Here is a 19,388-nt window from a genome sequence, read left to right on the forward strand (position 1 = left end):
GGCCCGGTAAGCGTTAGCGCCACCGGGCATTTTTTTACTAGTAGAGCAACGCGTACAGCTGACGACGATATTTCGACGCCAGCGCGTCACCGGTACCCAGCGCGGCCAGGATCTCCTGGAACATCTTCCGCGCCTGTCCGTCTGCGGCGCCCAGGTCCTTCTGAAGATGGCTAAACAGCAGCTCCAGCGCCTCTTCGTTACGCCCCACCTGATGAAGCTGAAGCGCCAGCTGGCTTGCCAGCGCGGCATCCTGCGGGTTGTCCGCAACCTGCTGCTGAAGCTGTTGAATTTCAGGGGTATCGGCCGCCTGTTTCAGCAGGTCAATCTGCGCCACCAGACCCTGATAACGGGTATCCTGATCCTGCATCGGCACCGTTTTCAGCACGGCTTCCGCGTCTTCAGGGCGGTGCAGCGCAATCTGGGTCTCTGCCAGCAGCAGACCAATCTGGCTGTTCTGGTTCGACAGCTGCCACGCGTCTTTTAACAGCGGCAGCGCCTCGTCGTACTTACCTTCCTGCATCAGCGCCATGGCTTCCTGCGCTTTCAGCTCTTCTTCGCGCGGCAGAACTTTATCCAGCAGGGCGCGGATCGCCTCTTCCGGCTGCGGCCCCTGGAAGCCATCCACCGGCTGACCGTTCTGGAACAGGTAGACGGTTGGGATCGCGCGCAGGCCAAACTGGGAAGCCACCATTGGTTCGGCGTCACAATCCAGCTTCGCCAGAATGAACTGACCGTTGTACTGCGCGGCAAGGCTTTCCAGGACCGGCGTCAGTTGCAGGCAGTGTTGGCTGCGTTCAGACCAGAAGTAGAACAGCACCGGTTTAATCATTGACTGTTCGAGCGTCTGTTGCAGGTTAGCTTCAGTTATGTTGACGATATTCTGTACGGACATGCGGCATTCTCTTTTATCGGTTTACTCTTTACATGGGGGTAAGCGTCGTCGCTTCAACTCAACCCTGCAAAATTTTGTCCATCATCCGCCCCGGCAGCAGGCGTTTCAACCAGCCGACGGCATGGGTTACCAGCGTGACCGGATAGCGCATTTTAGGGGTATCGCTCTCAAACGCGTGGCGCACTTTGGCAACGACGGCTTCTGGCCCAAGCGTAAAACGCGCCGCGATGCCGGGGTTTTCGACCGGTTTGTCCGCCTGCGTCTGGTTAACGTTTTCCGTAAAGCGGGTGCGGATCGGGCCCGGTTCAATCAGGCTGACCTTAATACCGCTGTGGCGCAGCTCCATGCGCAACGCATCGGACCAGGCTTCAAGCGCATATTTGCTGGCGGCGTAAGCCCCGCGGCCCGGCGTGGAGATCAGGCCCATGACCGAGGAGGTCATCACGATGCGCCCTTCGCCGTGCGGCAGCATGGCGGGGAGAAGGCGCATGGTAAGCTGATGCGCCCCGAAAAAGTTTGCGGAGAACTGCTGCTCCAGCTGTTCCCGTGAGAGAGTCTGTAGCGGGCCGTACACGCCGTAGCCCGCATTGTTGAAGAGACCGTAAAGACGGTTGTTGGTCAGGGCGATAACCTCATCGGCGGCCTGCTCTACGCTCTCTGGCGAATCGAGATCCAGCAGAATGCCGGTAAATCCCAGCCCTCGCATGCGTTCGACATCCTCGGGTTTGCGGCAGGCTGCCAGTACCCAAAACCCCTGACGTTTCAGTTCAAGGGCGCTTTCAAGGCCAATTCCGCTGGAACATCCTGTTATTAAGACCGATTTTTGCATAACTTTACCTGTCAGGTTCTCAGCTGTTTGACGAGTCATGTTTTACTAAAGGAGCCAGCCGGGTTGCCATCCAGTCGGCAATGAACGGCTGGGCATCGCGATTGGGGTGAATGCCATCATCCTGCATCCACTGGGGTTTCAGATAGACCTCTTCCATGAAAAATGGCAGCAGCGGAATATCAAACTCTTTGGCAAGCTTAGGATAGATCGCGCTAAACGCCTCATTATACCGACGGCCGTAGTTGGCGGGCAGGCGAATTTGCATCAGCAGCGGCTGGGCATTGGCGGCCTTAATGGTCTGCAAAATGGTCCGCAGCGTTTGCTCCGTTTGCTGAGGCTGGAAGCCGCGCAAACCATCATTACCGCCCAGTTCAACCAGCACCCAACGCGGTTGATGCTGCTTAAGCAGGGCAGGCAGGCGCGATAAGCCTTGCTGCGACGTATCGCCGCTGATGCTGCCGTTCACGACAGACGCCCGGGACTGCCATTTATCATTGAGCAGGGCGGGCCAGGCCGCACTGGCGGCCATACGATAGCCCGCACTCAGGCTGTCGCCCAGAATCAATAACGTGTCCGCAGCCGCCGCGCGGAAGGTCATCAGCATCAAAAACAGGAAGGGCAAATGCCAGCGGAAAACATTGTTGAAGTTCATCGTCTTAAGAAGTCCGTCGGTCAGGGAGAACACGAGCTTTCCATCCTCACCGGAGTTGAACTCGTTGTCAAACGTGCCGAAACCATCGCCCTGATTGGTGAATCCGGTTCCGGTAAGTCCACGCTGCTGGCCATTCTCGCCGGTCTGGACGATGGCAGCAGTGGGGAAGTGAACCTGGTCGGCCAGCCCCTCCACGCGCTTGATGAAGAGGCCCGCGCCGCGCTGCGTGCCCGGCATATCGGGTTTGTCTTTCAGTCATTCATGCTGATCCCGACGCTGAACGCGCTGGAAAACGTTGAGCTGCCCGGCCTGCTGCGCGGTGACAATACTCGTGAAAGCCGCGATCACGCGAAGGCGTTGCTGGAACAGCTGGGGCTGGGCAAACGTCTCGACCACCTTCCGGCACAGCTTTCCGGCGGTGAGCAGCAGCGCGTGGCGCTGGCCCGGGCGTTTAACGGCCGCCCGGAAGTGCTGTTTGCCGATGAGCCAACGGGCAATCTCGACCGTAAAACCGGGGACAAAATTGCCGATCTGCTGTTTTCCCTCAACCGCGAGCACGGCACCACGCTGATTCTGGTTACCCACGATCCGCAGCTGGCCGCCCGCTGCGACCGCCGCCTGCGGCTGGTGAACGGTATTCTTCAGGAGGAAGCATGATTGCCCGCTGGTTCTGGCGCGAGTGGCGCTCGCCCTCGCTGCTGATTGTCTGGCTGGCGTTGAGCCTGGCGGTGGCCTGCGTGCTGGCGCTCGGTAGCGTCAGCGATCGTATGGAGAAAGGGCTTAGCCAGCAGAGTCGGGAATTTATGGCCGGGGACCGGGCTCTGCAAAGTTCTCGCCCCGTGCCGCCGGGCTGGATTGAGGAAGCGCGCAAAGAGGGGCTGAAGGTAGGGGAGCAGATCACCTTTCAGACTATGACCTTTGCGGGCGACACGCCGCAGCTTGCAAGCGTAAAAGCCGTGGATGACATCTACCCGATGTACGGTGACTTACAAACCAGCCCGCCGGGGCTAAAACCGACGGCCGGTACGGTCCTGCTGGCATCGCGACTGATGGCGCTGCTGAACCTGAAACCCGGCGACAGTATCGACGTCGGCGACGCGACACTCAAAATTGCCGGGGAAGTGGTGCAGGAGCCCGACTCTGGATTTAATCCGTTCCAGCTTGCGCCGCGCCTGCTGATGAACAGCGCTGATGTGGCGAAAACCAACGCCGTCCAGCCGGGAAGCCGTGTCACCTGGCGGTATAAGTTTGGCGGGACGCCTGCGCAGCTGGAGGCGTACGAAAAATGGCTCCTGCCGCAGCTCAAGCCGGAACACCGCTGGTACGGGCTGGAGCAGGATGACGGGGCGCTCGGCAAATCCCTCGAACGTTCCCAGCAGTTCCTGCTGCTGTCGGCGCTGTTAACTCTGCTGCTTGCCATTGCGGCGGTTGCCGTGGCGATGGGGCACTACTGCCGCAGCCGTTACGATCTGGCGGCGATCCTCAAAACCCTCGGCGCGGGCCGCGCGCAGCTGCGCAAGCTGATTGTCGGCCAGTGGCTGATGGTGCTGGCGCTGTCGGCTCTGACCGGCGGGGCGATAGGGCTGCTGTTTGAAAAGCTGCTGATGGTGCTGCTCAAACCGGTACTCCCCGCCGCATTACCGCCTGCCAGCCTCTGGCCGTGGCTGTGGGCCATCGGCGCGATGACGACGATCTCCCTGCTGGTGGGGCTTCGCCCGTACCGGCTGCTGCTCGCCACCCAGCCGCTGCGCGTGCTGCGCCGCGATGTGGTGGCCAGCGTCTGGCCGCTGAAGTTCTATCTGCCGGTGATTATTGCGGTGGCGGTCGGGCTGTTGGCCTGGCTGATGGGCGGCAGTACGCTGCTGTGGGCGGTGCTGGCGGGCGCGGTGGTGCTGGCGCTGCTGTGCGGCGTAGTGGGCTGGATACTGCTTAATGTCCTGAGAAAGCTGACAGTTAAATCACTCCCCATACGGTTAGCGGTTAACCGACTGCTGCACCAGCCGTGGTCTACCCTCAGCCAGCTCTCGGCATTTTCGCTGTCTTTTATGCTGCTGGCGCTTCTGCTGGTGCTGCGCGGGGATCTGCTGGATCGCTGGCAGCAGCAGCTTCCGCCGGAAAGCCCGAACTATTTCCTGATCAACATTGCTCCCGAACAGGTGACGCCGCTGAAGGGTTTCCTGTCTGAGCATCACATTATTCCGGAATCGTTCTATCCGATCGTGCGCGCCCGCCTGACGCAGATCAACGGCCAGTCCACGGAGGGAAATAAGGATGAATCGCTCAATCGCGAACTCAACCTGACCTGGCAGGCGAAACGTCCGGACCATAACCCGATCGTTGCCGGCACCTGGCCGCCGAAAGCGGGGGAAGTGTCGATGGAGGAGGGGCTGGCGACACGCCTGAACGTGAAGCCCGGCGACAGCGTGACCTTCACCGGTGATACCCAGGATTTCACCGCCAAAGTTACCAGCCTGCGTAAAGTGGACTGGGAAAGCCTGCGGCCAAACTTCTTCTTCATCTTCCCGCCGGGTGCGCTGGACGGTCAGCCCCAGAGCTGGCTGACCAGCTTCCGCTGGGAAAACGGCAACGGCATGCTGACGCAGCTTAACCGGGAATTTCCGACCGTGAGCCTGCTGGATATCGGCGCGATCCTTAAACAGGTGGGGCAGGTGCTGGAGCAGGTGAGCCGCGCGCTGGAGGTGATGGTAGTGCTGGTGACCGTCTGCGGTGTGCTGTTGCTGCTGGCGCAGGTGCAGGTGGGCATGCGTCAGCGTCATCAGGAGCTGGTGGTCTACCGCACGCTGGGGGCCAGTAAACGGCTGCTGCGCGCCACGCTGTGGAGCGAATTTGCCCTGCTCGGGCTGGTGGCGGGCCTGGTGGCGGCCATCGGAGCGGAAACCGCGCTGGCGGTACTCCAGAGCAAAGTCTTCGACTTCCCGTGGGAGCCCGACTGGCGGCTGTGGCTCACGCTGCCCGTCTGCGGCGCCGTGCTGCTGTCCCTGTGCGGCGGCTGGCTCGGAACCCGGCTGTTGAAAGGTAAAGCGCTATTCCGCCAGTTTGTCAGCTAGTTTACTGACGTGATGATGACGCACCGGCATTTCTGCTGGTGCGTCATCGCTTAACGGCACAAATCGTTAATGCCCCTGCATTTAGTAGCACAAAACATTAAAAACCCGCCCACACAGCCCGAATTTTTCCGGTTAATATTCACCAGCTAAATATTTAGCAGCGTGTCTATCAAGGAAAAAGAATGACTATAAGAAAAACAGCGCTGGCGACAACGATCGGCGCAGCAGTGGCATTGGCTTCTTTCGCATCTCAGGCGGAAATCACCCTTCTGAAACAGGATCCGCAGGCGGGTAACCCGCTGAGCCGCCTGAACTTCACCGTTGGCGGCAGTATTCGTCCTCAGTTCCAGAATATGACCGGTGATGACGGCAAAAACAGCTACAAGCGCAACGGCTTTGACGGCGGCACCCGCTTCCGTTTCGCTGCGGATTACTACCTGTTCGATGACATCAGCTGGATCAGCTACTACGAGCTGGGTGTGAACATTCCGGCGCAGTTCAACTGGGATCATCACTATGCCGACGGCGCGCACGACACCTCTCGTCGTATGCTCTACACCGGTCTGAAGAGCGACACCTGGGGTACGCTGACCTTCGGCCAGCAGAACAGCGTGTACTATGACGTAGTGGGCGTAAAAACCGATATCTGGGACTACGACATGATTGGTCAGGCGCCAGGTAACGGGATCAACGGCGACTATGACGGCTCTTACCGTTCACGCCAGATGCTGAAGTACAAGAAAACCGTGGGCGATGCTGACATCTACGCCTCTTACCTGTTTGAAGACAGCGAATACCTGCCGGGCAACGGCCTGCGTTACAAACGTAAAGGCGGCGGTTCACTGGGTATCGATTATCACCTGACTACCGATCTGACCTGGGGCGCAGCGTGGAACTACACCCGCGCGGACATGCGTAACCCGGACAACGGCGACAGCAAATCCTACGACCAGAACATCCTTGGTACCGCCCTGAGCTGGACGCCGGATAACTGGACCTTCTCCGCAGGCGGCGGCTGGTATCAGAACTTCCTGACCACCAAAAAAGTGTCCGTTAACGACTACTTCGCCGGTGATGCATGGGGTATTGAATACTTTGCGGGTTACAAGTTCCCGGTTGGTCAGTATGCGGTGAAATCCATCCAGCCGTACTTCATGGGCGACCGTATTGAGTACGTGAATGGCCGTAACTACCAGCGCATCGACAACGGTGTGGGTATCAGCTTCCAGCTGGATTACGGTTTCCGCGTGGATTACGAACACGTGTTCACCTCCAGCACCGACAACCTGGGCGATATGAACCTGGTGCGTCTGCGTTACGACTTCTAAGTTGTCATGTAGGGTGCGGCCTGATGCCCTCACCCTGACCCTCTCCCACGGGGAGAGGGAAAAAACATTAAAAACGGCAACCCAGGTTGCCGTTTTGCTTTTACCTCGCCACCCGGCTTTATTTTTCAGCGATCGAGCCACTCAGCAATTTCTTCGTACGTCCCGCGATACACAATCTTCTCCGCCTTTTTCTCCAGCTGATAGCCGTACATCGGGTCGTAATAGTCCTTCAGCAACGGCACAAGCCAGCTGAAGTGCGCGTCAGTGCTGCCAGTACGCTGTTGCTCGACAAGCGCGGCATCCAGCAGGGCGGTAAATTCCGCAAAGCGTTGCAGCCCCAGACGGCGACGAATGGCGTACAGGCCGTGATGCAGATATTCGCTGTACGCTTTCCAGCCCGCCTCTTCACCGCAGGCGGCAGAAAAGTCGGCCCACATGTGGACGAAATACTCTTCGCGCAGGCGCTCAAGACGGATCTCAAACGGATCGTCGACCACCACGACAGGCGCTTCAGCCATGCGGTCGCGCAGGCACTCCGGCAGGTGGTTAGAGCCAATCATCCGGCCTTCATCTTCCAGCACCCAGCGCGCGGCGTCTTTTTTCAATAGCTCAACCGCAAGGTGATTCTCGAAGCTCGCCTGTGAAAGCTGCGGGGTGAGCGTGCGACCAAACGACGAGCCGCGATGGTGCGCCAGCCCTTCCAGATCGATGCCCTGCGCATGCTGCTTCACCAGCAGCGTTTTACCGTTACCGGTACAGCCGCCGATAAGCACCATCGGCTTTTGTGACTGCTCAATGGTCGCCTGAATCGCCGTCTGACGCAGGGCCTTATAGCCGCCGCGGATCAGCGGGTAGTCGATGCCCGCCTCTTTCAGCCAGGCCTGGGAGATGTGTGAGCGCTGGCCACCGCGCGCGCAGCAAAGGTAGCCCTCAGGATGGGCAAGGCTGGCTTCCCGCCAGGCGCTGATGCGCGCCTCGCGCGTCTCGCCGTTGACCAGGCTATGGCCGAGCGCCAGCGCGGCGTCTGGACCCTGGCGTTTATAGCAGGTGCCGACGGCGGCACGCTCGTCGTCGTTCATTAAGGGCAGGTTGAGTGCGGCGGGCATCGCACCCTGGGCAAATTCGATCGGCGCGCGAACGTCGATTAAAGGGGTATCGGACGCGAGGATCGCGCGATAGTCCGTTCCATCGTTCATGGTGGTTCCAGAAGAAAACTGAGCAGCAATGGGCGGGGATTGTACGCCGGGGAAGGGGAAGGTCAACTCCCCGGCGAGGGATACTTACTTCAGTTTTGACTGCGCCCAGACAATACCGCTCGCATATTCTGGCGGCAGCAGGGGAACAATCGCTTCCAGCGTGGCGCTCAGTCGGTCCGTGTCGGTATCGTTCAGGTTCAGATGGCCGACCTTACGCCCCGGACGCACCTCTTTGTCGTACCAGTGCAGGTGCACCAGCGGTAGCTTCAGCCAGTTGTAGTTCAGATCGGTGCCGATCAGGTTGATCATCACCGACGGGCTGGTCACCACCGGCTGCGGCAGCGGCAGGTCAGTGATGGCGCGCAGGTGCAGCTCGAACTGGCTGATGGAGGCGCCGTTTTGCGTCCAGTGGCCGCTGTTGTGCACGCGCGGCGCAAGTTCGTTGATCAGCAGACCCGACGGCGTGACGAAACACTCCATCGCCATCACGCCCACATAGCCCAGCTCATGCATGATGGCAGAGAGCATCTCTTCCGCCTGCGCCTGCTGGTCAGCATTGGCCTGCGGGAAGGCGACGCTGGTGCGCAGAATCCCGTCCTGATGCAGGTTATGCGTTAGCGGATAAAAAACGGTGTGCCCGTCATGCCCGCGCGCGCCAACCAGCGACACTTCACCGCTAAAGTTTATGCCCTGCTCAACAATGCACTCGCCGTAGCAGTCGTCCGGCAGCTCGGCGGTGTCGTTCGCGCGCAGGCGCCACTGCCCGCGGCCGTCGTAGCCGCCGACGCGACGCTTCACAATCGCCAGGTCTCCCAGCATCGCAAACACGTCATCCCACTCGCGCTTATCGGAAAGCAGCTGCCACGGCGCGGTCGCGAGGCCGAGCTTGTCGAAAAGCTGTTTTTGCGTGAGACGGTCGGCAATGATCGGGAAGACGTCGCGGTTCACAAAGGCGTTATGGCGCGCCAGCTCGCGGGTCAGGGCGGTTTCCGGCCAGCGTTCAATTTCGGCGGTGATCACGCTCTGATGGAACGGCACGGCTTCCGGCTCGGCATCCAGCCCGACAGGCCAGACGGCAATACCCAGCGGCTCACCGGCCTGACGCAGCATCCGGCCAAGCTGACCATTACCAAGAACGCAAACCTGCTTCATGCTGCACCCCGCGGATCCGGGTTATCCAGCACCTCATCGGTCTGGGCTTTACGCCACTCCGCCAGACGCTGGTGCAAATCTTTATCATGCGTCGCCAGGATCTGCGCGGCCAGCAGGGCGGCATTTGCCGCACCTGCTTTACCAATCGCCAGGGTACCGACAGGAATACCGCGCGGCATCTGGACAATAGAGTAAAGGCTATCCACCCCGCTTAACGCGGCGCTTTGCACGGGAACACCCAGTACCGGCACCAGCGTTTTGGCGGCAATCATGCCCGGCAGATGTGCTGCGCCGCCCGCACCGGCAATGATCACCTCGTAACCGTTCTCTTCGGCGCTTTCGGCGAAGCTGAACAGTTTATCCGGCGTACGGTGCGCGGAAACCACTTCGACGTGGTGCGGAACATTCAGGATTTCAAAGATTTCGGCGGCGAACTGCATGGTAGCCCAGTCGCTTTTGGACCCCATCACGATGGCGACACGCGCCGGATTATTGCGGGAAGACATGCGTCTTAAAACTCCTGTGGTGCGGAACACACTGCTTTCGAGGGCACAGAGAATAGCATGTAATACCGGCAAGGAAAACGGTTGCGTGGTCGGGAAATGAGCGAAAAGACGGGGAGGCGTTAAAACGGGAAGGCGATCAGTTCGACACCTTCCGGCGTAACTTTGACCATCGATCCTTCGCTGTGCCAGGCGCCTAAAACCACGCGATGGGCGGGCTCGCCGTTGGCGATAAGGGAATGCACATCGGGACGATGGGTATGGCCGTGGATCAGCCACTGAACGCGATGCTTCTCCATCACCTTCACCACCGCCTGCGGATTGACGTCCATGATGGTCATCGATTTGCTGCTGTTGGCGGCCTTGCTGCCCGCGCGCATTCTGGCGGCGATGCGGTTGCGGATAAACAGCGGCAGGGCGAGGAACACTTTCTGGATCCACGGGGTGTGAACTTTGGCGCGAAACGCCAGGTAGCCGGTATCGTCAGTGCAGAGCGTGTCGCCGTGCATGATCAGAATATTGCGGCCATAGAGGTTGAGCACCTGCTCTTCCGGCAGCAGCGTCATACCGCTCTCGCGGGCGTAGCGCTGGCCGATCAGGAAATCACGGTTGCCGTGAATGAAATAGCAGGGGACGCCGGAATCCACCAGTGCTTTAATGGCCGCCGCCATCTCACGGTGCAGCGGGTTCGGATCGTCGTCGCCAATCCAGGCCTCAAACAGGTCGCCCAGAATGTACAGCGCGTCGGCGCTTTTCGCTTCACCGCGTAAAAAACGCAGAAAACCGGCGGTTATCGCCGGTTCTTCTGTTTGCAGATGCAGATCCGCAATAAAGAGTGTCGCCACGAATTACTCGCTGACGGTCACGCTTGTGATCACAACGTCTTCTTTAGGAACGTCCTGGTGCATACCGCTGCGGCCAGTAGAAACGGCTTTGATCTTGTCGACCACGTCCATCCCTTCAACCACTTCTGCGAATACGCAGTAGCCCCAGCCTTGCAGACTTTCGCCAGAGAAGTTCAGGAAGTCGTTGTCCGCTACGTTGATGAAGAACTGTGCGGTCGCAGAGTGTGGCGCTTGAGTACGGGCCATTGCCAGCGTACCACGGGTGTTTTTCAGGCCGTTGTTCGCTTCGTTTTTGATCGCTTCTTTCGTATCTTTCTGGCGCATGCCAGGCTCGAAACCGCCGCCCTGGATCATAAAGCCGTTGATCACACGGTGGAAAATAGTGTTGTTGTAGAAACCTTCGCGGCAGTAGTCCAGGAAGTTTTTAACTGTTTCAGGCGCTTTGTCATCAAAGGTTTTGATTACGATATCGCCATGATTAGTGTGGAAAGTAACCATTTTTGCATCCTGTTCCGTTATTGTGGTGCGTCGACCCGTGCTCGGGTCACATATAGGGGCTTGTTATAGCATAACCACAGGACACGATCACCTTGCATTGTGTGCTGACCGTACTCCGAATTATGGGTATTATAAGGAACAAACAATCCACACACGTGTTTACATGGAATCTTCGATGTTAAAAATCTTTAATACAATGACGCGCCAAAAAGAGGAATTTAAACCTATCCATGCCGGGGAAGTCGGCATGTACGTGTGTGGTATTACGGTTTACGATCTCTGTCATATCGGCCATGGCCGTACCTTTGTCGCGTTCGACGTGGTGTCACGCTACCTGCGCTTCCTGGGCTACAACCTGAAGTACGTGCGCAACATCACCGATATCGACGACAAAATCATTAAACGTGCTAATGAAAATGGCGAAAGCTTTGTCGCGCTGGTGGATCGCATGATCGCCGAAATGCACAAGGATTTTGATGCCTTAAATATTCTGCGCCCGGACAGCGAGCCGCGTGCGACCCACCATATCCTTGAAATCATTGATATCACCCAAAAGCTGATCGAGCGCGGTCACGCCTATGTGGCGGACAACGGCGACGTGATGTTCTCGGTGCCAACGGACCCAACCTACGGTGCGCTTTCCCGCCAGGATCTGGACCAGCTCCAGGCCGGTGCGCGCGTGGACGTGGTTGACGTGAAGCGTAATCCGATGGACTTCGTGCTGTGGAAGATGTCCAAAGCGGGCGAACCGAGCTGGCCATCCCCGTGGGGCGAAGGGCGTCCGGGCTGGCACATTGAATGTTCCGCGATGAACTGCAAGCAGCTGGGCAACCATTTCGACATCCATGGCGGCGGTTCGGATCTGATGTTCCCGCACCATGAAAACGAAATCGCGCAGTCCACCTGTGCACACGGCGGCGAGTACGTGAACTACTGGATGCACTCCGGGATGGTGATGGTTGACCGCGAGAAGATGTCGAAATCGCTGGGTAACTTCTTCACCGTGCGCGACGTGCTGAAGTATTACGACGCGGAAACCGTGCGCTACTTCCTGATGTCTGGCCACTATCGCAGCCAGCTGAACTACAGCGAAGAGAACCTGAAGCAGGCGCGCGCTGCGCTGGAGCGTCTGTATACCGCCTTGCGCGGCACCGATAAATCTGTTCCGGCCGCAGGCGGTGAGGCGTTCGAGGCCCGCTTCGTTGAGGTCATGAACGACGACTTCAACACCCCGGAAGCCTACTCCGTGCTGTTCGACATGGCGCGTGAGGTGAACCGCCTGAAGTCAGAAGATATGGCGGCGGCCAATGCGCTGGCGTCTCATCTGCGTAAGCTCTCTTCCGTGCTCGGCCTGCTGGAGCAGGAGCCGGACCTGTTCCTGCAAAGCGGCGCGCAGGCGGACGACGGTGAAGTGGCGGAAATTGAAGCACTGATCAAAGCACGTCTCGAAGCGCGTCAGGCGAAAGACTGGGCGGCGGCGGATGCGGCGCGTAACCGTCTGACCGAGATGGGCATTATTCTGGAAGACGGCCCGCAGGGAACCACCTGGCGTCGTAAGTAGGTCCGTAACGCCCGGTGGCGCTAACGCTTACCGGGCCTACAAAATCACGACCGTAGGCCGGGTAAGGCGTAGCCGCCACCCGGCTTTTCTTTTACCTCCGCCTCCACCACAGCAACCCCATCAGCACCATCCCCGGCAGCCACACCCACAGCAGTTCTGAAATGATTACCTGATGCCCGTACGGCGTGGTATAGCGCGACAGCGCAAACGGCGCGACCTTGATCACCTGCCACGGCGCAAAGAAGCGCTCATCTGACCAGGGCCACAGCCAGCCGACGCCTTTCCCGCCTGTCGTTATTGAATCCAGCAGGCTGTGCGACAGCAATGACACGGTTAAAAACAGCCAGCACCGCGTCAGGCTGGCCCTGAACCAACGTCGGCCTGCCAGCACGCAGAGTATCGGCACCACCAGGGCAAACAGTAGCGAATGAGTGAAACCGCGGTGGCCGAAAATATTCCCGTAGGCGACACCGAATTTAAACGCCAGTACGTCGGCATCGGGCAGCATGGCGAGGACGATCCCGGCAAACAGCAGGCGGGGTGGGATGACTTTGGTTCCGAGCCCTAAGCCCATACACAGAGGTACGGCAGCGTGGGTGATAACGGTAGGCATTGCATTTATCCATGGCAAATCATGGGAATATAGCAGCAGATCCGCCGCAGCAAACCTGTGCTAAATTCTGATTTTACGCCGATTCCCGCGCGATAAGCTGCCCGGAGAGGGTAATGCGCTGCGTTTGCAGATCCGGCTCTTTCAGCCTGCGGATCATCAGCCCTGCCGCCTGGCGGCCGGTCTCTTCGCTGGCAGACGAAACGTAAGTTAGTGACGGCGACGTGAGATTAATGTGGAGCATATCTTCAAAACCAATCAGCGCCACCTGCTGGGTTAAAAACACGTCTTTACCCACCGTGCGCCCCACCTGGTGAATACCTGAGATTGAACCGATCATCGCGTCCGGTGAATGGCAGAGCAGGGCGGTAATCGTGTTGTTCTTCTCCAGCAGCTGACGAGTCGCCATGGCCGCCGCCTGCGTGTCATCGGTGCAGGCGGGAGAATATTCCTCACGCCAGACCAGGCCGCTCTGCGTCATCGCGCTGCGAAAACCAAGCAGGCGCTGCTCGCGGATACGGCACCCGTCGCGCCCGCCAATGTAGGCGATGTTACGGTGCCCGCGCTCGATAAGATAACGCGCGGCCAGGTTCGCCGCCTGGCGATTATCGCGCATCACCAGGTTGCATTTCTCTTCCAGCAACGACTGCGAAACCGCCACAAGCGGCAGCGGGCAGTGACGAATGTGTTCCGGAAGAGAGGCGGCGCGGGTGTCCGACGCCAGGTAGATGACGCCCGCCACGCCCTGCTGCTTAAATGAGAGCAGGGTACGCTCAAGATGTTCGCCGTCGTTCAGCGGCTGACCGAGAAATACCATATAACCCTGTTTCTCCAGCTCCTGAACGATGCTCGCCATCACCTTGATGGAAAAGCTGTCGCTGAAGTCGCGCAGGATCAGGCCGATTAAGTTGGAGGTGTTGGCGCGAAGATTGGCAGCGGCGACGTTATGAACATAGCCCAGCGTTGTGATGGCGGCATTGACCTTCCCGATCGTCGCCTCTGAGATCTTCCCTTTCTGGCGCAGCACCAGCGAAACGGTAGAAACCGACACGCCCGCATGCTTTGCGACATCAATGATGCTGACTTTCTTCAAAACCGCTCCCTGAAATTTCCCGATTATCAGCCAGATAAGAGGCGTCCCCCAGCGTACAGGAGACGCCTCCTTCAGGCATCTTATTATTTGCCAATCATCGTGGACATGGTCTGGGCGATAAACTGTGCTCTGGCCCCGAAAATCACCTGTATTCCGTTATCGCCAACGAACACCACGCCGCGCGCGCCAAGCCCGTTCAGCCCGTCCCGGTCCACCGCTTCGCTCTTCGCCACTTCCAGACGCAGACGTGTGATGCAGGAGCCGACGGAATCAATGTTCTGCGCACCGCCCAGTAGGCCGATGATTTCGGTGGCAAGTTCGGAATCGGACTTGTCATTCGCACTGGCGGTCACTTCGGTGCGGCCCGGCGTTTTCACGTCGAAGCGACGGATCACGAAGCGGAAGGTGAAGTAGTAGATCAATGCCATCGGAATGCCGATGATAATGGCGCTCAGGAAGTTGGTCTGATAGCCGTTAAACGACGGCAGGATCCCGAACGACAGGTAGTCGATAAAGCCCGCCGAGAACGACTTGGCGATGTGCGCATGCAGCAGGTACATGGTCATGTACGCCAGGCCCGCCATGATGGCGTTGAAGACGTAAAGGATCGGCGCCACGAAGATAAAGGTGAACTCTACCGGCTCGGTGATGCCCGTCAGGAAGCAGGTGAGGGCCGCAGAGAACAGAATACCGGCCGCGATTTTCTTATTCTTCGTGTGCGCTTCGTGGTACATCGCCAGACACGCCGCGGGCAGTGCGAACAGCATCAGCGGGAACTCGCCCTGCATGAATTTCCCGGCGTTCTGGTAGGTGTCGCTGCTGAAGGATTTCACTCCCTCTTCCAGCATCTTGAACCAGATGGTCTGGTCACCGTGGATCACCTGTCCCGCCTGGGTAGTGTAATCCCCGAACGAATACCAGAAGGAGGGATACCAGATATGGTGCAGGCCGAGCGGGATCAACGCGCGCTCCACCAGCCCGAAGATAAAGGTCGAGGCCGCCTGGTTATCGCCGTTCACCACCACGGACAGGGCGTCGATCCCGGACTGAATATGCTGCCAGACGTACGGCAGCAGCAGGCCGAGCAGGAACGACAGAAACGCCGTCGCAATCGCCACAAAGCGCTTGCCGGAGAAGAAGCCGAGGAACTCCGGCAGCTGCATGGTGTGAAAGCGGTTGTAACACCAGGCCGCAAGAATACCGCAGATCAGGCCGCCAAAGACGCCCATCTGCAACGTCGGAATGCCAACGACCATGGCGTATTTGCCGCCCTGAGAGGCCATTTCTGGCGTGATGCTCAGCACGGTGCTGATGGTGATGTTGGTGACAAACACGGAGACCGCCGCAGAGAGTGCGGCAATGCCGGATTCCGAAGCCAGACCGACGGCAGAGCCGATGGCGAACAGCATCGGCAGGTTATCAAAGATAACCCCGCCGGCGTTCATCATCAGCGGCAGATGGAACTTATCGCCGAAGGCCAGCAGCAGGCCCGCAGCGGGAAGCAGTGAAATTGGCAGCATTAAGGCGCGACCAATCATCGATAACTTAGACAGCGATTTAACAAACCCTGATATCAGGCTCATGCTGATTTCCCCCGAGTAGCGCTTTTTCGCGCTGTTATTGTAAGTAGAACGTTTTAGTAGAACGTTCTACTTATCGTGAGGAAAGTCTGAAAATCGCGCAACTTAAATTTCACATTTCGCCAGAGGGAATAGTGATTATTTGAAGTTGATCGATAATTAACCGTGATGGGTGTGAGGGGATTGTGAGAGAAATTGCCGGGTGGCGGCTTCGCCTTACCCGGCTTACAAACGGAGACCGTACGTAGGCCCGGTAAGCGCAGCGCCACCGGGCATCAGACAGCTTACGCCGTCACGGTCACGCTCTGACCTGCAAAGCTCACGGTCTGACCCGCGACAATTTTGCAGCGCTTGCGGGTTTCCACCGCGCCGTCTACTTTTACCTGCCCGTCGGCGATGACGATCTTCGCCTGCGCACCGCTTTCGCTCCAGCCTTCCAGCTTCAGCAGATCGCACAGCTCAACGTGCGGATGTTTACCTAAAGAAAAAGTTGCCATGATTACGCGTCCTCTACGTCGTGATACTCCTCGCACGCCTGCAAGGTATTCTGAATCAGTGTTGCTACCGTCATCGGGCCTACGCCGCCCGGGACCGGAGTGATATAGGATGCGCGCGCTGCGGCATCTTCATACACCACGTCGCCGACCACTTTGCCATTTTCCAGACGGTTAATACCCACGTCCACGACGATTGCGCCCTCTTTGATCCACTCGCCCGGAATAAAGCCCGGCTTGCCGACCGCAACGATCAGCAGATCGGCGTTTTCGACGTGGTGACGCAGGTTTTTAGTGAAGCGGTGGGTAACGGTGGTGGTACAGCCCGCCAGCAGCAGCTCCATGCTCATCGGGCGGCCCACGATGTTGGAGGCGCCAATCACCACGGCGTTGAGGCCGTAGGTATCGATGTTATAACGCTCCAGCAGCGTCACGATGCCGCGCGGGGTGCACGGACGCAGGCGTGGCGCGCGCTGGCACAGTCGGCCTACGTTATACGGATGGAAACCGTCAACGTCTTTGTCCGGCGCGATGCGCTCCAGCACCTTCACGTTGTCAATGCCCGCAGGCAGCGGCAGCTGAACCAGGATGCCGTCGATCTCCTTATCGGCATTCAGAGTGTCGATCAGTTCCAGCAGTTCCGCTTCGCTGGTGGTTTCCGGCAGATCGTAAGAGCGGGAGACGAACCCCACCTCTTCACACGCTTTGCGTTTGCTGCCGACATAAATTTGCGAAGCCGGGTTGCTGCCAACCAGCACAACGGCCAGCCCGGGGGCGCGAAATCCGGCGGCTTTACGCGCCTTCACTTTTTCCGCAACCTCAGAGCGCACCTGCTGCGCAATCGTTTTACCGTCAATAATCTTTGCTGCCATCAGAGAGAAGATTCCGTCTGTAACGTTAGAAAGGAGGGATTGCCTGTATTTTGTCAGAAGCGAGCGCCGCTGTCAGTCACCCTTTACGAGATTTCATCGATGTCCCGCAAAATCCCTTCTCAGGGCATGGTCAATTTCTTAGAGGTGATTAGGATGTGACCTGGCAAAATGGCAGCGTTTTGACATATTACAAAATAGATTCCTGAGCTACTTTGTCCTCTCCGAAATAAGCCTTCAATTTTTTAATTGATCGTATTTCTTATTCCCGAATATGCGCGGGAAGGGTTATTTACATTTTAAAGGAATAGACATGGAACTCAGCAACATTGCTTCTACTGTTATTGCAACTCTGGCCCTGGTCGCGGGTGCCGCTCACGCAGAAGATACTACCACGCCTGTATCTGTAAACGGTGGTACGGTGCATTTTAAAGGTGAATTAGTGAATGCCGCGTGCTCAGTGAATACTGACTCTTCAGAGCAGACGGTTAATCTTGGCCAGTACCGTACCGCGAAATTCACTAAAGTAGGTGACACCACCTCCAATATTCCGTTCACCATCGAACTGAACGACTGCGATCCTGCGGTAGCGAAAACCGCTGCTGTCGCGTTTACCGGCCAGATCGACGCCACCGACAAAACGCTGCTGGCGGTAAGCTCCGGTAATAACGACAACTCCGCGAAGGGCGTGGGTATTGAGATCCTCGACAGCAAATCCTCCACGCTGACCCCGGACGGCGCCACCTTCTCTGCGGCGCAGAACCTGATTGAAGGGACTAACACCCTGAACTTCACCGCGCGCTATAAAGCCACGGCGGCGACCACCGAGCCAGGCCAGGCAAACGCGGACGCAACATTCGTAATGAAATACGAGTAATGACTGAGTACAGGGATGTGGCTGGCCTCAGGGAAGAGGTCTTTTGATCGCCTATACCGGGAGCGAAGGATGACAAGGACTGGGATACTGCTGTGTGCCCTTGCGATTGCCTCAGCGGTAAACGCACATACCGTGGTCATAGACGGCGGCAAAGTACACCTCAGGGGAGAGCTGGTTAACGGCGGCTGCGCCGTGGCCCCGGACAGCCAGAATATGCGCGTGGATATGGGGCAATACCGCACAAACGCCTTTTCCGGCGTCGGCAGCTTTTCCACGGTTAATGTGCCTTTCACCGTACGTCTGCTGGATTGCAGCGTGGACGTCTCCCGCACCGTGGGGATCCAGTTCCAGGGAGTGACACCGGCAGAAGATCCGCAGGTTTTCCTGGCGACATCGCGGCCGGGGGAAAATGCGGTCAGCAGTGGTGTCGGGCTGGCGCTTTTTGACGAACAGCAACGTCAGATCATCCCGAACGCGACGGCGGTGAGCTGGTTACCCATTGACACCCGCGAGCTGGTATTTCATTTCAGCGCCCGCTACCGGGCAATTTCCGAACACCTTGTACCAGGCACTATTCAGTCGAATGTCTGGTTTACGTTGATTTATCCCTGACGCCTGCGAACTAATTATTAAAGGTACGGTTGTGATGAACACCCTGATTAAACCTGGACTGTTTTTAGCTTTTATTTTGATGATGGTTTCTGCCAGCGCGAATGCGTCCGGCGGAATTGCGCTGGGCGCGACGCGCGTTATTTATCCGGCCGATGCCAAACAAACGTCGCTGGCGATCACCAACAGCAATAAACAAGAGCGCTATTTAATTAACGCGTGGATAGAAAATGCCAACGGGCAAAAGGAAAAAACCTTTGCCGTCACGCCGCCGCTGTTTGTCAGCGAGCCGGCCAGCGAAAACACCCTGCGCATTATCTACGCAGGCCCGGCGCTGCCTGCCGATCGCGAATCGCTCTTTTACATGAACGTCAAAGCGATTCCCTCCGTCAGCAAAAAACATCAGGACGGCAACAACGTCCTGCAACTGGCTATTCTGTCACGTATCAAGCTGTTTGTTCGCCCGGCTAACCTGGCGATGCCGCCGGAAGAGGCGCTCTCACAGCTGCGCTTTGAGCGCGTCGGCAACCATCTTAAGGTGAGCAATGCCTCGCCGTATTACGTCACGCTGGTCAATCTGAAGCTCGGCGGTCAGACGCTGGATAACCTGATGGTTGCTCCTAAAAGCTCGGCGCAGCAGGTGCTGCCTGCCGCTGCGAGCGGCACGCTCTCCTGGCAGAGTGTGAATGACTATGGCGCCATTACGCCGGCGCGTAGCGTCAGCCTGTGAGC

20 protein-coding genes are annotated in these 19,388 nt (G+C 58.1%); 7 read left to right on the forward strand and 13 right to left on the reverse strand.

The genetic code is table 11. The features are described 5' to 3' along the window. Positions 1-37: 37 nt before the first annotated feature. The 3 genes from ACWKXX_RS01080 to tesA are packed head-to-tail and all read right to left on the reverse strand — an operon-like array spanning position 38 to position 2,373. Positions 38-892 carry a co-chaperone YbbN gene (locus ACWKXX_RS01080; protein WP_017383224.1) on the reverse strand — a complete coding sequence of 285 codons (855 nt, stop codon included), beginning with the start codon at positions 890-892 and terminating at the stop codon, positions 38-40. Between the two features lie 58 nt (positions 893-950). Continuing rightward, a complete protein-coding gene (locus ACWKXX_RS01085; RefSeq protein WP_006809829.1) occupies positions 951-1,760 on the reverse strand; it encodes an SDR family oxidoreductase in 810 nt (269 codons plus the stop codon). Further along, positions 1,741-2,373, reverse strand: a complete 633-nt coding sequence (gene tesA, locus ACWKXX_RS01090; protein ID WP_003858933.1) for a multifunctional acyl-CoA thioesterase I/protease I/lysophospholipase L1 — start codon at positions 2,371-2,373, stop codon at positions 1,741-1,743. The genes ACWKXX_RS01085 and tesA overlap by 20 nt, the downstream gene beginning before the upstream one ends. Between tesA and ybbA the strand changes: the two genes are divergently transcribed. From ybbA to ACWKXX_RS01105, 3 genes are all read left to right on the forward strand, one after another. Continuing rightward, positions 2,344-3,030: a putative ABC transporter ATP-binding protein YbbA gene (gene ybbA / locus ACWKXX_RS01095; RefSeq protein WP_017383226.1), complete on the forward strand. Its 687-nt coding sequence runs from the start codon at positions 2,344-2,346 to the stop codon at positions 3,028-3,030. The genes tesA and ybbA overlap by 30 nt on opposite strands. Then, the gene (gene ybbP / locus ACWKXX_RS01100; RefSeq protein WP_261666399.1) at positions 3,027-5,441 is read left to right on the forward strand and encodes a putative ABC transporter permease subunit YbbP; all 2,415 of its coding nucleotides are present in this window, start codon (positions 3,027-3,029) and stop codon (positions 5,439-5,441) included. Before ybbA ends, ybbP begins: the two co-directional genes overlap by 4 nt. A gap of 182 nt (positions 5,442-5,623) precedes the next feature. Then, complete coding sequence (locus tag ACWKXX_RS01105) at positions 5,624-6,769, forward strand: porin (protein ID WP_261666398.1); 1,146 nt, start codon at positions 5,624-5,626, stop codon at positions 6,767-6,769. Between the two features lie 125 nt (positions 6,770-6,894). Here the strand turns inward: ACWKXX_RS01105 and mnmH are convergent, their stop codons facing one another. The 5 genes from mnmH to ppiB form a co-directional block, all read right to left on the reverse strand. Next, positions 6,895-7,965 carry a tRNA 2-selenouridine(34) synthase MnmH gene (gene mnmH, locus ACWKXX_RS01110; protein WP_126804812.1) on the reverse strand — a complete coding sequence of 357 codons (1,071 nt, stop codon included), beginning with the start codon at positions 7,963-7,965 and terminating at the stop codon, positions 6,895-6,897. 84 nt (positions 7,966-8,049) lie between these two features. Beyond that, entirely contained in the window at positions 8,050-9,117 is a 1,068-nt protein-coding gene (purK, locus tag ACWKXX_RS01115; protein ID WP_003858922.1) for a 5-(carboxyamino)imidazole ribonucleotide synthase, read from the reverse strand. Further along, a complete protein-coding gene (gene purE / locus ACWKXX_RS01120; RefSeq protein WP_006809824.1) occupies positions 9,114-9,623 on the reverse strand; it encodes a 5-(carboxyamino)imidazole ribonucleotide mutase in 510 nt (169 codons plus the stop codon). Before purE ends, purK begins: the two co-directional genes overlap by 4 nt. Positions 9,624-9,742: 119 nt before the next feature. Next, on the reverse strand, positions 9,743-10,465 hold the full coding sequence (gene lpxH / locus ACWKXX_RS01125) for a UDP-2,3-diacylglucosamine diphosphatase (protein ID WP_023303214.1): 723 nt from the start codon (positions 10,463-10,465) through the stop codon (positions 9,743-9,745). Positions 10,466-10,468: 3 nt separating this feature from the next. After that, positions 10,469-10,963: a peptidylprolyl isomerase B gene (gene ppiB / locus ACWKXX_RS01130; protein WP_045334435.1), complete on the reverse strand. Its 495-nt coding sequence runs from the start codon at positions 10,961-10,963 to the stop codon at positions 10,469-10,471. A gap of 175 nt (positions 10,964-11,138) precedes the next feature. Here ppiB and cysS point away from each other — a divergent pair, with 175 nt between their 5' ends. Continuing rightward, positions 11,139-12,524, forward strand: a complete 1,386-nt coding sequence (gene cysS, locus ACWKXX_RS01135; protein WP_261666397.1) for a cysteine--tRNA ligase — start codon at positions 11,139-11,141, stop codon at positions 12,522-12,524. A gap of 91 nt (positions 12,525-12,615) precedes the next feature. Here the strand turns inward: cysS and ACWKXX_RS01140 are convergent, their stop codons facing one another. From ACWKXX_RS01140 to folD, 5 genes are all read right to left on the reverse strand, one after another. After that, positions 12,616-13,137 carry a metal-dependent hydrolase gene (locus ACWKXX_RS01140; protein WP_017383233.1) on the reverse strand — a complete coding sequence of 174 codons (522 nt, stop codon included), beginning with the start codon at positions 13,135-13,137 and terminating at the stop codon, positions 12,616-12,618. A 73-nt stretch (positions 13,138-13,210) separates the two neighbouring features. After that, positions 13,211-14,227 carry a Mal regulon transcriptional regulator MalI gene (malI, locus tag ACWKXX_RS01145; protein ID WP_017383234.1) on the reverse strand — a complete coding sequence of 339 codons (1,017 nt, stop codon included), beginning with the start codon at positions 14,225-14,227 and terminating at the stop codon, positions 13,211-13,213. A gap of 83 nt (positions 14,228-14,310) precedes the next feature. Further along, positions 14,311-15,810 carry a PTS transporter subunit EIIC gene (locus tag ACWKXX_RS01150; protein WP_003858916.1) on the reverse strand — a complete coding sequence of 500 codons (1,500 nt, stop codon included), beginning with the start codon at positions 15,808-15,810 and terminating at the stop codon, positions 14,311-14,313. 281 nt (positions 15,811-16,091) lie between these two features. Continuing rightward, complete coding sequence (ybcJ, locus tag ACWKXX_RS01155) at positions 16,092-16,304, reverse strand: ribosome-associated protein YbcJ (RefSeq protein WP_017694378.1); 213 nt, start codon at positions 16,302-16,304, stop codon at positions 16,092-16,094. A 2-nt stretch (positions 16,305-16,306) separates the two neighbouring features. Continuing rightward, positions 16,307-17,173, reverse strand: coding sequence for a bifunctional methylenetetrahydrofolate dehydrogenase/methenyltetrahydrofolate cyclohydrolase FolD (folD, locus tag ACWKXX_RS01160; RefSeq protein ID WP_006809817.1), 867 nt, complete (start codon positions 17,171-17,173; stop codon positions 16,307-16,309). A 310-nt stretch (positions 17,174-17,483) separates the two neighbouring features. Here folD and fimA point away from each other — a divergent pair, with 310 nt between their 5' ends. The 3 genes from fimA (at position 17,484) to fimC (ending at position 19,386) form a co-directional block, all read left to right on the forward strand. After that, a complete protein-coding gene (fimA, locus tag ACWKXX_RS01165) occupies positions 17,484-18,047 on the forward strand; it encodes a type 1 fimbrial major subunit FimA (protein WP_454540756.1) in 564 nt (187 codons plus the stop codon). Positions 18,048-18,116: 69 nt separating this feature from the next. Then, positions 18,117-18,659 (forward strand): type 1 fimbrial protein subunit FimI, encoded by a 543-nt coding sequence (gene fimI / locus ACWKXX_RS01170; RefSeq protein WP_017383235.1) that lies wholly within the window; start codon positions 18,117-18,119, stop codon positions 18,657-18,659. A gap of 34 nt (positions 18,660-18,693) precedes the next feature. Further along, complete coding sequence (fimC, locus tag ACWKXX_RS01175) at positions 18,694-19,386, forward strand: type 1 fimbria chaperone FimC (RefSeq protein WP_015571222.1); 693 nt, start codon at positions 18,694-18,696, stop codon at positions 19,384-19,386. The last annotated feature ends 2 nt before the right edge of the window (positions 19,387-19,388 follow it).

The sequence above is a fragment of the Enterobacter sp. UPMP2061 genome (genome assembly GCF_053709615.1).